Raw genomic sequence first — 13,127 nt, forward strand, 5'->3', positions numbered from 1 at the left:
CGTGGCCGCCACGCTGTCCAGCACGACGGTGGCCAAGCCGACCTTCACGATGCCGAACACGGCCGACCCGGTGATCTTCCAGCTCACCGTCACCGGCCCGGGCGGCACGGACGTCGCGAACGTTCAGATCAGCCCGATCCCCGACGTCCTGACGACCAGCCAGGTCGAGTTCCGCCAGAGCAAGAGTGAGTGGCGGATCCAGGGCACCGCGTCGGTCGTCACCGGCAACGTGGTCACCATCTGGCTCGGCAACACGCTGACCGGAACCAAGCTCGGGACCGCGTCGGTCGACGCGCTCGGCGCCTGGAGCCTGCGGCTGTCCAACGGCCCCCAGCCGCCGGCCAGCCAGACGATCAGCATCCAGAGCAGCCGCGGCGGCGTCCTGCTCGCAATCGCGGTGGTGGTGCGCAACTAGCAAGCACCTCCATCCATAGCGCGGTGCCCCGCAGCCTCCCGGGCTGCGGGGCACCGTTGCGTTTTCCACCGGCCCGGCCGCCTCCGGCGTCTGCGTACGCCTGCTGCGGAACGCGGCGGTCAACGAGGTCGGCCGCCGGCGTACGGGGCGGCTGGTGGTCCGGTCCCGGCCCGGCCACGGGACCACGGTCCGCCTCACCGTCCGGCCGGCACGTCCCGGCCGCGGCTGACGACGTGCCGGACGGCGCGCAGCGCCGTGATGTCGGTGGTCGGGTCACCGTCGACGAGCAGGAGGTCGGCGTCCAGGCCGGGCAGGAGCCGGCCGGTCCGGCCGGCCAGCCCGCAGGCCTCCGCGGCCACGCTCGTCGCGGACGCGAGCGCCGCGACCGGCGGCACCCCCAGCCCGACCAGGTCGCCCACCGACTCCGGCAGCACCCCGTGCGGCTTGCCGGGGTTGATCCCGGCGTCCGCGCCGCTGACCAGCCGGACGCCGGCCCGGTACAGCCCGGCCACCTGCTCCATCCGCCCCTCGTACGTCATCCCGGTCCGGGCCATCACCGCGAGCACCTGCGGCGGCGGCTGGGCGCCGACGGCACGCCCCAGTGTCGGGCAGACCGCGATGCCGGCCGCGGCGATCCGCTCGGCCAGCCCGGGAGGCGTCGAGAAGCCGCCCGGCACGATGCAGGTGCAGTGCTCGATCCCGTCCACGCCGGCCTCGACGACCTGCCGGACGGCCTCGGTCGCGTGCGCGTGCGCGGTGACCGGCAGGCCGAGCCCGTGCGCCTCCTCGACCACCACCCGCAGCTCGTCCAGGCTGAACTGACAGGCCAGCACGTCGGTGGTCGTGGTCATCGCACCGCCGCTGGCCATGATCTTCACGACGTCGGCGCCGCGCTCGGCCCGCTCCCGTACGGCCGCCCGCAGACCGTCCACATCGGACACCCCACCGCCCATCCCCCAGCAGTGGCCGCCGATCGTGGTGATCGGCGGTCCGGCCGCGACGACGGCCGGGCCGTCCCCGCCGCGCCGGCCGAGCACGGTCCAGTCCCGGTCGCCGAGGTCGCGCACGGCGGTGACGCCCGCGGCCAGCTGTGCCGCCAGCGCCGTGGTGACGATGGCGTCCAGCGCCTCCGGGTCGAGCTCGGGCAGCTGGTCGAGCGCGCGCGGGCCGCTGTCGGCGCAGAGGTGCACGTGCGCGTCGACCAGGCCCGGCAACAGCGTCGTACCGGGCACGTGCCGCACCTCGCAGCCGTCCGGGGCCGGCGCCGAGGCCGGCTCGACACCGGCGATCCGGCCGTCCCGGACCAGGACCAGCGCCCCGTCCGGACGGACCCGGTCGCCGTCGAAGGCCCGATCGGCCCGGTACGCACACAGCCCGTCCGCCACGGCGGCCTCCCCGCTCCGTCGACGCCCCGCCCGTACGGTCCCGGGACCGGGATGATGACACAAGGCCTATCGGGCCGCGCCGGGTGCGTATCGTCGCGGGCGGATCGCGGGATCGGGCCGAGGAACAGGAGTGCCGCAGTGACCGAGAGCATCGAGGGGATCGACGTCAGCGTGCCGCCGTCCGGGGCCGGGTGCGTCGAGTGCACCGGCGCCGGCGGCTGGTGGTTGCACCTGCGCCGGTGCACCCAGTGCGGGCACGTCGGCTGCTGCGACACGTCCCCGAACCAGCACGCCAGCAAGCATGCGGCCGACAGCGGCCACCCGCTGATCCGCTCGTACGAGCCGGGCGAGGACTGGTTCTGGGATTACCGGACCGACGCGTACCACGAGGGCGGACCGGAGCTGGTCCCGCCGCAGGCGCACCCGGTCGAGCAGGGCACGCCCGGGCCGACCGGCAGCGTGCCGTCCGACTGGCGCTCCCACCTGCACTAGGCGGAATCGGCGCGCAGGCCCGCCAGCGCCGCGTGCAGGGAGGGGACCGCGCTGGCCCCCTCCCCGGCCGCGGCCGCGACCCGCTTCATCGAGCCGACCCGGACATCGCCGACCGCGAACACCCGCGGCACGCTGGTCTCGAACGGCAGCGGCCGGCGCCCGGGCTCCGTCCACTGCTCCGGCCCGAGCTGGACGCCGGTGAGCACGAAGCCGTCCTCGTCCACCGCGATCGAGGGCAGCCAGCCGGTCGACGGCTCGGCCCCGATGAAGCAGAACAGCCCGGAGCAGGGCTGCACGCGGGTCCCGCCGCCGGCCCGGGCCCGCAGCCGGATCGCGCCCAGCCGGTCGTCGCCGTCCAGGCCCACCACCTCGGTGCCGGTGGAGACCGTGATGCGCGGGTCGGAGCGGACCCGCTGGACCAGGTAGTCGGACATGCCGGCATCCAGCTCGTCCCCGCGCAGCACCAGCTCGACCGAGCAGTCCCGGGTGGCCAGGAACAGCGCCGCCTGGCCGGCCGAGTTGCCGCCGCCGAGCACGGCCACCGGCCGGCCGCCGCAGGCCCGGCCCTCGATCTCGGTGGCCGCGTAGAAGATGCCGTCGTCCTCGAACTCGGCCCAGCGCTCCAGCGGCAGCGTCCGGTAGCGGGCGCCGGTCGCGAGCAGCACGGTCCGGGTCGTGATCACCTTCCCGTCCGAGAGCGTGACCCGATAGCCGGGGCCGGTCGCGTCGAGGGCGGTGACCAGGCAGGGCGTGTAGATGCGGGCGCCGAACTTCAGCGCCTGGGTCTGGGCCCGCTCGGCCAGGTCGCCGCCGGACAGCCCGAACGGGAAGCCGAGGAAGTTCTCGATCCGGGAGCTGCGGGCGGCCTGCCCGCCGACCCCCTCGCCGTCGACCAGGGCCGTCCGGAGGCCCTCGGAGGCCGCGTACACGGCCGCGGCCAGGCCAGCCGGGCCCGCGCCGACGATGACGACGTCCTCGACGGTGGCGTCGGCCGGGCTGCGGCTCAGCCCGATGTGCTCGGACAGCAGGCCCGGGGTGGCGTGCGCGATGGCACCGTCGCCCAGCACGACCGCGGGCAGGTCCGCGGCCGACAGCCCGGTCGCGGCCAGCAGCTCGGCCGCCTCCGGCGACGTGCTGTCCAGCCAGCGGTGCGGCAGCATGTGCCGGGCCGCGTACGTCCGCAGGGCCAGCCCGGCCGCGGACAGCTCGGCCCCGACGATCTGCAGCGCGTCCCTGGCCGGGCTGTCGCGCAGCCGCTCCCGCCGGGTCAGCAGCGCCCGCAGCAGCACGTCCGACAGCGCCGGGTCCTCGGCCATCGCCCGGCGGAACCCGGTCAGGTCGATCCGGTGCACCCGGCCGCCCTCCGTCACCAGGGCCGTCAGGTACTGGTTCTGCCCGGTGAGAAGGGTGAACTCGCCGACGAAGTGCCCCGGCCCGAACTCGATGATCGGCGCCTCCGCCGCGATCGGCGTCGCCGGCCGGAAGATCCGGGCCGAGGCGGTGTCGAGCAGGAACAGCGCCCGGGTCGGCTCGCCCGCGCTGAACAGCGCGTCCCCGGCCCGGACGTCCAGCGCGGCGCCGAACGAGCCCAGCTGATCGATCTGCGCCGCGCTCAGCGTCGGCATCGCCCCGGACAGCTCCGGGAAACTGCGGAAGACCGTCATGCCCGTCCCGTCCGTCTCGGTTGCCCCATGATCCCGGTCCGTGCCCGCGGTCGCCAGGAGGGGGGCGCCCGCAGCTGCCGGCAGACCTCGACACCGTCGACGTCGGGCCGGCCGAGGTCGAGCAGCACCAGGTCGAGGGTCGTCCTGGCCGCCTCGCGCAGCGCCGACCGCCCGGTCCGGGCCCAGGACGCCTCGTGTCCGTGCGAGCCCAGGTTCGACTCCAGCAGCGAGCCGATCGTCCCGTCGTCCGCCACGACCAGGACGTCACGCAGCGCAGACGGCGGCCGGTTTGCCGACCCCTAACCCGCGCCTCCGTACGGTCCCCCGGGCAAGCCGGAACGAGGGGGAACCGTGGGGTTGACGTACCCGGAGGCGATCGTCGTCGGGCTGGTGCAGGGGGTGACGGAGCTCTTCCCGGTCTCCAGCCTGGGCCACAGCGTGCTGCTGCCGGCCCTGATCGGCGGCCGCTGGGCCCGCGACCTGGACGTGTCCGCGCCGGAGTCGCCGTACCTGGCCTTCATCGTGGGGCTGCACGTGGCGACGGCGGTGGCGCTGATCGTGTTCTTCCGGCGGGACTGGGCCCGGATCGTGCTGGGGCTGCTCACCTCGGTCCGGGACCGCTCGGTCCGTACGCCCGAGCAGCGGCTGGGTTGGCTGATCGTGCTGGCCACGATCCCGGTCGGGGTCGCCGGCCTGCTGCTGGAGCACACGTTCCGGACCGTGCTGGGCAAGCCGGTGCCGGCGGCGATCTTCCTGATGGCGAACGGCGTGCTGCTGCTGGCCGGGGAACGGCTGCGGCGCACCGCGCCCGAGCCGGTCGGGGTCGGCCGGCCCGCCGGTCCCGCGCCGCTCCCGGACCGGCCCGACAACGGCGTCGCCGCGGACCGGGCTGACGGCGGCTTGGCCGCGGACCGGCGGCTGGCCCGCCAGTCGACCGGGACCAGCCTGCTCGTCGGCAGCGCACAGGTGCTGGCCCTGCTGCCCGGCATCAGCCGGTCCGGCGTCGCGATGGTGGCCGGGCTGGTCCGCGGGCTCTCGCACGAGGACGCGGCCCGGTTCTCCTTCCTGCTGGCCACGCCGGTGATCCTGGCCGCGGGCGTGCTCAAGCTGCCCGACCTGGCCGGCCCGCTCGGGGCCGGGATCCACGGTCAGGTGCTGGTCGGCAGCCTCGCCTCCGGCCTGGCCGCGTACGCCGCGGTCCGCTGGCTCACGCGATGGTTCACGACCCGGACCCTGACCCCGTTCGCGGTCTACTGCCTGCTGGCCGGTGCGGCCAGCGTGGTCGTCCTCACCCTGCGGTGAGCAGGCCGCGGGACAGCGCGGTGGCGAGGGTCGGCGCGGCCGGCAGCAGCGGCACCAGCGTCGCCTGCACGACGTGGTACGCGTCGGGCTTGCCCGGCCAGACCGTCGCGGCCGGCCGGTTCCGCTCGTCCAGCTCGTGCCGCCAGGAGCCGCGGTCCCGGTCGATGAGGTAGCGCTCGGCGTAGGCCCAGGTCCGCGCGTACGCCTCGTCGTAGGAGGCGTCGCCGGTGATCCGGTAGAGGGTGGCCGCGGCGGCCAGCGCCTCGGCCACCACCCAGTGCATCCGCTGCCGGACCACCGGCCGGCCGTCCCAGTCGATCGTGTAGACGAACCCGTCGGCGCCGTCGACGGCCCAGCCCCGCTCCAGCGCGGTCGCGAACAACCCGGCCGCGTCCGGCAGCAGCCAGTCCGGCGCGGCCTCCCCCAGCGCGGCCCGGACGTCCAGGGCGAGCCGGGACCACTCCAGCAGGTGCCCGATCGTCACCCCGTACGGGCGGAACTGGTGGGCCGGCTGGTCCCGGTTGTAGTCCGGCCGCGGTGTCCAGGACGCGTCGAAGTGCTCGGGCAGCATCCAGCCGTTGCCGCGGGCGAAGCCGTGCACGACCCGTTCGGTGATCCGCAGCGCCCGCTCCCGCCAGCGCGCGTCCCCGGTCACGTCGGCCGCGGCCAGGTACGCCTCGACCGTGTGCATGTTCGCGTTCACCCCGCGGTACGGGTCCAGCGTCCGCCAGGGCCGGTCCCACTCCTCGACCACCATGCCGTCGTCCGCGCGCCAGAAGTACCGCTCCTGGACCGCCAGCGCGGCGGCCAGCAGGCCGGCCGCGCCGGGCAGGCCGGCCACCGCGGCGCTGCTCGCGCCGAGCACCACGAACGCGTGCTCGTAGGCCTTCTTGCCGTCGTCGCCCGGGCGGACGGCCGCGTACCAGCCGTCGTACCCGGGATCGCGGAGCAGGCCGGCCAGCGCCTCGACGCCGTGCCCGGCCAGCGCCTCGGAGCCCGGCAGCCCGAGCAGGTGACCGAGGGCGAACACGTGCGTCATCCGGCCGGTCAGGTACGTCTCGACCGGGCTCGCCGGGTCGAGCCGGCCGTCCTCGTCCAGCCGGCCGAAGCCGCCGGCCGGATCGCGGGCGGCCGCGGCGAAGGCGATCACCCGCCGGCACTCGGCGGCCAGCACGGACAGGTGGTCGGCGTCGTCCAGCACGTCCCCAGCCTGGCAGACCGACAGCAGCCGTGTCCGAACAGGCAGAACGGCACCCCGGACCAACCGTCCGGGGTGCCGTGGCCCGATCCCGCGGCCTAGGGAGTCGCGGGACCGGGTGTCCTTGCGGCCGTCAGGCCTTCGCGGGCGTCCTGCGGGTGGACTTCGCGTCGACGCGCCCGCCCGCGAGCGCGATCACCCAGCTGACCGCGACCAGGTTGGTGACCACGATCAGACCGCTGCCGAACGCCGCCGCCTTGACGTCCAGCGCGATCGTCTGCCGCTGCTCCGGAGTCCAGCCCCCGTCCGCGTACGCAGGGTTGGCGGTCGCTCCGCCAGGGCCTGCGAGCGAGTGGTCGTGCAGCGAGGCCGTGCTCTGCAGCAGTTCCGACTGCAGGTGGTAATCGTACGTTCCGCTCGCGACGACCGCTGCGACGCCGACCACACTGCCGGCGGCGGCGAGCAGCAACCCTGTCGCCACGGTGGTACGGAACCGGCTGCGCCGGGCCGGCGCGGCCGCCCGCTTGCGCTCGGCCCGGGCGAAGACCCAGAGCACGGCGAGGAAGAGGAACGGCGCGAGGATCGAGGAGTCCCGCAGCCAGCCGTGGAACGGGCCCTGGGCCCGCTCGATCGCGCCGACCGCGCCCTGCAGCGAGGTCAGCCAGAACATGTCGGCGAACGCCATCACCACGGCCAGCGCGACCGCGAGCACCCACGGGACGGGCAGCTTGCCCCGCAGCACGGCGAAGCGCTCGGCCGGGACCGCGACCGCCGGGGCGGCGGCCGGGTCGAGGGAAAGGGTGGACATGGATTGCCTCTTCTCACTGCGTACGTCGTCGAGAGGTTCGGACCGCGGGGCCTGCCCCCGGGCGTCTTCCGGGGGCAGGCACCGAGCCACCGAGGGAGGCAGCGGTCCTACGAAACGGTGGTTCTACGGGACGATGGTCCAACCGAACATCATCGCGTGGTCCTCGTGCGCGAGGTTGTGGCAGTGCGCCACGTACGGGCCGACGAAGTCGCGGAACCCGCGGTAGATGATCACGGACTCGCTCGGGTCGAGCGCGACCAGGTCCTCCCGGGACTTGTCGTCCGGGTGCGCCGCGTTGGGGGTGGTGGCGTCCTTGTTGTCGCGCATGACGACCCGGTGCTCTTCCATGTGCAGGTGGAAGGGGTGCACCCAGCCGCCGCCGCCGTTGCGGATCTCCCAGAGGTTGAAGGAGTTCTTCTTCGGCGTCGCCTTGAAGGTGTGACCGGCCTTGTTCTTCAGGCTGGTCGCCTCGACCGTGGGGTCGAAGACCTTGCCGTTGATCAGCCACTCGAGCTCGCCGCCGACGCTGCCGCGGGTGACCTCGAAGATGAGCCGGTCGTCGAGCAGGTTCTGCCAGTTCGACGGCAGCGGGGGGAGGTCGCGCAGCGCGGTGGGGATGACGCTGGCGTCCGGGGCGTCGTCGCCGATGACGATCTTGACCATCGGGATCTTGTACTTCGGGTCGGGCAGGAAGCGCGAGGAGTTCGACCACATCCGGCCGTCCGGCATCCGCATGACGTCGGTCATCCAGATGACGTCGCCCTTCCTCGTGGGCGTCCCGTCCATGTACTTGGTGAAGTCGACGATGTGCTCACGGCGCTTGGCCGGCCAGAGCTCGAAGGTGTCCCGCACGATCGGGACCGGGAGCAGCCCGCCGTCGTCGGCGATCTCGGTCCACTTCATGCACTGCTGGCCGTCCTCGATCCGCCACTGCCCCTGCAGGCCCGCGTCGGTGGCGTAGCCGAGCTCGCGGGCCGTCTTCGGGCCGAGGGTCGAGGTCATGAGCTTGAGCTCGTAGATCCGGGCGATGGACGCGTCCAGGAAGCGGAAGCGGTACTTGCGCCGCTTCACCTCCAGCACCGGGTACGCCGTGCCGTTGACGGTGAAGATGTCGCCGACGAAACCGTGGTTCGGGAAGTGCTTGTAGAACGTCTTGCCCCACCACTCGCGGTGCACCCGCGGGTTCCCGGCGGCCGGGAACTCGCCCATCTCGTCGTGGATGTCCTTGTGCGTGGTGTTGCCGTCGTCCAGCCGCACGTCGTAGAGCGCGAACGGGATGTCGTACTCGACGTCGAAGGCGCCGTCGGAGCGGTTGGTCCGGACGCCCGGCAGCTTCAGGCCGGTCGACTCGTCCCCGTCGTCCATGCCGTTCTTCGGGTCGTAGATCGGGTACAACCCGACCATGCCCTTGTAGACGTTGGAGCCGGTGTGGTCCATGCGGTGGTCGTGGAACCAGAAGAAGCTCTGCTTCTCCCGGTCGTCGTTGCCGGCCGGCCAGTTCAGGTACAGGTTGTCGACCGAGGTCTGGACCTTGTAGCCCTCCCACTTCGGCCCGAACAGCTTGCTGTAGTGCGGGTTGCCGTCCGACTCGGGCGCGGTGTGCCCGTTGTGCAGGTGGGTCAGGAACGAGAGGTCCGGCGAGCCGAAGTCCTGCCGGTCCAGGTTCAGCGGGTTCTCGTCGAGGTGGTTGTCGAACCGCACCAGGCACGGCTTGCCGTACTCGGCGTTGATCATCGGGCCGGGGAACTGCCCGTTGAAGCCGTAGATGGTCGAGGGCGGCAGGGTCCGCACGGTGCCGGCCGGGAAGACGTGCCCGGTCGCGTCGTAGGACTGGACGGTCTGGCCCAGGGCGTTGATCGGCAGCACCTGCGAGGTGGTGAAGGAGTGCGTCCGCACCAGCAGGTCGAACTTGTAGACGATCGGATCCGGGTAGCCGAGGGACGACGGCCAGATCTGGTGCTGCTCGTTGCCCAGCGAGTTCTGCTGACCGAGACCCGGGCCGGGCGGCTTGGGCCAGTTGGTGTACTCCGACGCGGGCACCGGCGTGGCCGCCCGCGGGATCACCATTGGGTCAGTGAACGGGTTCAGGATCAACGGGCTGGTGGGAAACGCCTCGATGTAGATGGCGTCCGCCAGCGCGATCGACGTCGCGCCGAACACTCCGTCCGGCGACATCAGCCCGCGCGCCTGCAGCGAGGGCGTCATGAGCACCTTCCCGGCGCCCAGGCCCACCGCGGCAGCGCCCACGGCACCGGCCCGCAGGACATTGCGCCGGGAGACACCGTTCTTGTCCGTCTCGAGGGTCTCGTCCCCGACAGCGGTCATTGACCAACCTCCAGTTGGGTAGAGCGGATCCGGCCACACGCCGAGCCCTCCCGATTGCATTCCGACCCGTTCGCCGATCGCGGCTCGGACTCTCCCGGTGCCCGCACTGCGTTATCGGCCTGGTCGTGATGCGGAATTCCGCTGGCGCATCGGCTCTACGGCCACGGAACTCGGTAAGGCGTCGTACGTCGTCGCGCCGCTGGGTTGCGGCGCCCCCACGAACCGTCACAGCTCTGTCTTTAGCTTGTTCTGGCACGACGAGTCTGACTCACGGTCCTGGGGCTGCGTATCCCCCATTTGGACAAAGAGATCCCCCAAAATTAGGGTCCGAGACCTGGCCACATCAATGACCTGAGTAATTTCTGCCACATCTGGACCCGTACCCCCTAAATTTAGGGGGCGCACATTAGGGAGTGCCGCCGGAACGGGCCGGAGATAGCGTGGGGAGTTCTCGTCCGAAGGACCTCGAGAACGTCTCGTCGATGATAGGAGCGACGGCCGGCCGGGTCATTACGCGGGACGGGAGCACACTAACCCACCCGGCCCATGCGCGTTCCGTCCGACGTCCCCGGACCCGCTGCGCCTGCCGACCTATTTCCTCGACTTGCACTTTCCCGTCCCCTGTGACCGCGTAACGTCCAGCTCAATAGGCATGAGCCGGAAGAGGGTCCAGGTGATGCGGCGTTACGGTCGGCTGTCGGTCGTGGCGCGGGCGCTCGTCCAGCACGCGGCGGTCAGCCTGGCCGCGCTGGCGCTGGTCGCCGCCGCCGCCTCCACCGTCTCAGTACGGCTCGTGCAGAACGAGGCGTTGCGGCAGGCCGAGAGCAACGGCGAGGCCATCGCCACCCGGGTCGTCGGCCCCTGGATCACCGAGGACTTCTACTCCGGCGACGCCGCGGCGTTCAAGGACCTCGACGACCGGGTCCAGATCCGGATGTCCGACGACACCATCCAGCGGATCAAGGTCTGGTCCGCCGACGGCGTCATCCTCTACTGCAACGACCATCAGCAGATCGGCCTGCACTTCCCGCTCGATCCCGACGACCTGACCGTGCTCACCAACGGCGGCGTCGACTCCGACATCTCCGACCTCGACAAGTCCGAGAACCTCTACGACCGCGGCTTCGGCGAGAGCCTGGAGGTCTACGCCGGGATCAGCGACACCAGCGGCCGGCCGATCCTGGTCGAGACCTACTTCACCACCGACCGGCTGCACGCCGACGAGTCCGGCATGATCCGCCGGATCATCCCGGTGGTGCTGCTGTCCGTGCTCGTGCTGGGGCTGCTGCTGGTGCCGCTGGCCTTCAGCCTGGCCCGCCGGGTGGCCCGGTACGAGCGGGAGCGGCAGGCGATGATCCGGCTCGCGGTCGATGCCTCCTCGGCCGAGCGGCGCCGGGTCGCCGGCGAGCTGCACGACGGGGTGATCCAGGACCTCGCGGGGGTGGGCTATGCCCTGACCGCCCTGGACACCCAGATGGCGGGGCTCGGCGGCACCTTCTCCACCCCGCGCATCGACGCGCTGCGCAGAACGCTGCGCTCGGCCCAGCGGCTCGTGCACGACGACGTGCTGGCGCTGCGGGAGCTGACCGGCGTTCAGTACGCGGCTGAGAGCGGCGCCGCCGACCCGGCCGTGGCGCTGCGGGTGATCGCCGACGACATCCGGGACGAGGGCACGCCGGTCGAGATGACGGTCGGCGAGCTGCCGGCGCTGCCAGCCAGCCACCGGGCCGCGCTGATCCGGGTCGGCCGGGAGGCGCTGCGCAACGCGGCCAAGCACGCGCACGGCTCGAACGTCGCGCTCGACCTCGGCACCGCCGGCGACAACGTCGTGGTGACCGTGTCCGACGACGGGCCCGGGTTCGAGCCCGGGTCCGCGCTCGGCCCGGTCGACGGGCACATCGGCCTGGCGCTGCTGACCGACGCCGCCGACAGCGTCGGCGGGCGGCTGGACCTGCGGACCCGGCCCGGGCGCGGGACCACGGTCAAGCTCACGGTCCCGATCCCGGTCGGTCTGGCCAAGGGCCCCAGGACCCCCCAGGGCGTCGGCTGATCCTCAGCGCGCGGCGTCCAGGCGGGCCCGGATGCTCTCGGTGAGCTGGGCCCAGGCGTCGTCGAACTTCTGGACGCCCTCGGTCTCCAGCGCGTCCACGACCTCCTGGTACGAGACGCCGATCGCCTCCAGCGCGTCCAGCGTCGCCCGCGACTGCTCGCCCGTGCCGGCGATCGAGTTGGCGGAGATCTCGCCGTGGTCGGCGACCGCGTCGATGGTCGGCTCCGGCATCGTGTTCACCGTGTCCGGCGCGATCAGCTCGACCACGTAGCGGGTGTCGTCGTAGGCCGGGTCCTTGACCCCGGTCGAGGCCCACAGCGGCCGCTGCCGGTGCGCCCCCTTCGCCTCCAGCGCCTGCCACCGCGGCGACGCGACGACCTCCTCGTACCGCTGGTACGCCAGCCGCGCGTTGGCGATCGCGGCCTGGCCCCGCAGCGCGTCCGCCTCCGGCCCGCCGATCTTGGCCAGCCGGGCGTCGACCGCGGTGTCGACCCGGGAGACGAAGAACGAGGCGACGGAGTAGATCGAGGCGAGGTCGAGCCCGGCCGCGTCCGCCTGCTCCAGCCCGGACAGGTACGCCTCGATCACCTCGTCGTACCGGCTCAGGGAGAAGATCAGCGTGATGTTGACGTTGATGCCGGCCGCGGTCGCGGCCCGGATCGCGCCGATCCCCTCCGCGGTCGCCGGGATCTTGATCATCACGTTCGGCCGGTCGACCAGCCAGGCCAGCCCGATCGCCTCGGCCGTGCTGCCCTCCTCGTCGTGGGCCAGCCCCGGCGCGACCTCGATCGAGACCCGGCCGTCCACCCCGCCGGAGGCGTCGTACGCGGGCCGGAACGCGTCGCAGGCCCAGCGGATGTCGTACGTGGTCAGCAGCCGGACGGCCTCGTCCAGCCCGATCCCGCGCCGGGCCAGGTCCCGGATCTGCGCGTCGTACGGCCCCTCGGCGCTCATCGCCTTGGCGAAGATGGTCGGGTTACTGGTCGCGCCGACCACGTGCTTGTGCGCGATGAGGTCGGCGAGGTTGCCGGTGGAGAGCCGGTGCCGGCTCATGTCGTCGAGCCAGACGGACACGCCCTGGTCACTGAGCCGGGCCAGCCGATCGCCGGATTCCATGTGTCCATCATGCTGCCTCACCGCGGCGCCGAGACCGCCCGGACGGGTGAGTGGTGCAGGGCCGCGGCGCACGGCGCCAGTCCCGGGGCCGCTCATCCCGACCCGGTGCCGGTTCCTGGGTTCCATCCAGGCCGGAACCGGCACCGGGCTCATGCGGTGCCTGCCCCTAGCGTCCGGGGCAGGCACCAGCCGTAGGGAGGAGGGAGGCCTCCCTACGGGACGATCGTCCAGCCGAACATCATCGCGTGGTCCTCGTGCGCGAGGTTGTGGCAGTGCGCAACGTACGGGCCGACGAAGTCGCGGAACCCGCGGTAGATGATCACGGACTCGCTCGGGTCGAGCGCGACCAGGTCCTCCCGGGACTTGTCGTCC

General features: G+C 72.7%; 11 protein-coding genes. 4 read left to right on the top strand and 7 right to left on the bottom strand.

The annotated features are described in order from the left end of the window. On the top strand, positions 1-415 hold a 415-nt coding region (locus VGP36_24615), incomplete at its 5' end, for a hypothetical protein (protein ID HEV7657897.1). Positions 416-609: 194 nt separating this feature from the next. Here the strand turns inward: VGP36_24615 and VGP36_24620 are convergent. After that, a complete protein-coding gene (locus VGP36_24620; protein HEV7657898.1) occupies positions 610-1,800 on the bottom strand; it encodes an amidohydrolase family protein in 1,191 nt (396 codons plus the stop codon). Positions 1,801-1,938: 138 nt separating this feature from the next. Between VGP36_24620 and VGP36_24625 the strand changes: the two genes are divergently transcribed. Then, positions 1,939-2,292 (top strand): UBP-type zinc finger domain-containing protein, encoded by a 354-nt coding sequence (locus VGP36_24625; protein ID HEV7657899.1) that lies wholly within the window; start codon positions 1,939-1,941, stop codon positions 2,290-2,292. On the opposite strand, the gene VGP36_24630 is transcribed toward VGP36_24625, so the two are convergent. Beyond that, positions 2,289-3,956, bottom strand: coding sequence for an FAD-dependent oxidoreductase (locus tag VGP36_24630; protein HEV7657900.1), 1,668 nt, complete (start codon positions 3,954-3,956; stop codon positions 2,289-2,291). The genes VGP36_24625 and VGP36_24630 overlap by 4 nt on opposite strands. Next, a complete protein-coding gene (locus VGP36_24635; GenBank protein ID HEV7657901.1) occupies positions 3,953-4,210 on the bottom strand; it encodes a response regulator in 258 nt (85 codons plus the stop codon). The genes VGP36_24630 and VGP36_24635 overlap by 4 nt, the downstream gene beginning before the upstream one ends. A gap of 97 nt (positions 4,211-4,307) precedes the next feature. On the opposite strand from VGP36_24635, the gene VGP36_24640 reads away from it, so the two are divergent. Beyond that, positions 4,308-5,258, top strand: coding sequence for an undecaprenyl-diphosphate phosphatase (locus VGP36_24640; protein ID HEV7657902.1), 951 nt, complete (start codon positions 4,308-4,310; stop codon positions 5,256-5,258). Here VGP36_24640 and VGP36_24645 read toward each other — a convergent pair. From VGP36_24645 to VGP36_24655, 3 genes are all read right to left on the bottom strand, one after another. Next, positions 5,245-6,459, bottom strand: coding sequence for an AGE family epimerase/isomerase (locus tag VGP36_24645; GenBank protein ID HEV7657903.1), 1,215 nt, complete (start codon positions 6,457-6,459; stop codon positions 5,245-5,247). The two genes, VGP36_24640 and VGP36_24645, sit on opposite strands and share 14 nt — an antisense overlap. 130 nt (positions 6,460-6,589) lie before the next feature. Continuing rightward, the gene (locus VGP36_24650) at positions 6,590-7,264 is read right to left on the bottom strand and encodes a hypothetical protein (protein ID HEV7657904.1); all 675 of its coding nucleotides are present in this window, start codon (positions 7,262-7,264) and stop codon (positions 6,590-6,592) included. Positions 7,265-7,387: 123 nt separating this feature from the next. After that, positions 7,388-9,589, bottom strand: a complete 2,202-nt coding sequence (locus VGP36_24655) for a multicopper oxidase domain-containing protein (protein ID HEV7657905.1) — start codon at positions 9,587-9,589, stop codon at positions 7,388-7,390. Between the two features lie 676 nt (positions 9,590-10,265). On the opposite strand from VGP36_24655, the gene VGP36_24660 reads away from it, so the two are divergent. Continuing rightward, on the top strand, positions 10,266-11,639 hold the full coding sequence (locus VGP36_24660) for an ATP-binding protein (GenBank protein HEV7657906.1): 1,374 nt from the start codon (positions 10,266-10,268) through the stop codon (positions 11,637-11,639). A 3-nt stretch (positions 11,640-11,642) separates the two neighbouring features. Here the strand turns inward: VGP36_24660 and tal are convergent, their stop codons facing one another. After that, a complete protein-coding gene (gene tal, locus VGP36_24665; protein HEV7657907.1) occupies positions 11,643-12,755 on the bottom strand; it encodes a transaldolase in 1,113 nt (370 codons plus the stop codon). Positions 12,756-13,127: the final 372 nt, after the last annotated feature.

This window comes from Mycobacteriales bacterium (assembly GCA_035995165.1).
Lineage (GTDB): Bacteria > Actinomycetota > Actinomycetes > Mycobacteriales > CADCTP01 > CADCTP01.

Excerpts from the sequence above, each read along its gene's own strand:
- VGP36_24655 (HEV7657905.1), bottom strand. The coding sequence starts at position 9,589 with ATGACCGCTGTCGGGGACGAGACCCTCGAGACGGACAAGAACGGTGTC.
- tal (HEV7657907.1), bottom strand. The coding sequence starts at position 12,755 with ATGGAATCCGGCGATCGGCTGGCCCGGCTCAGTGACCAGGGCGTGTCC.
- VGP36_24660 (HEV7657906.1), top strand. The coding sequence starts at position 10,266 with ATGCGGCGTTACGGTCGGCTGTCGGTCGTGGCGCGGGCGCTCGTCCAG.
- VGP36_24650 (HEV7657904.1), bottom strand. The coding sequence starts at position 7,264 with ATGTCCACCCTTTCCCTCGACCCGGCCGCCGCCCCGGCGGTCGCGGTC.
- VGP36_24630 (HEV7657900.1), bottom strand. The coding sequence starts at position 3,956 with ATGACGGTCTTCCGCAGTTTCCCGGAGCTGTCCGGGGCGATGCCGACG.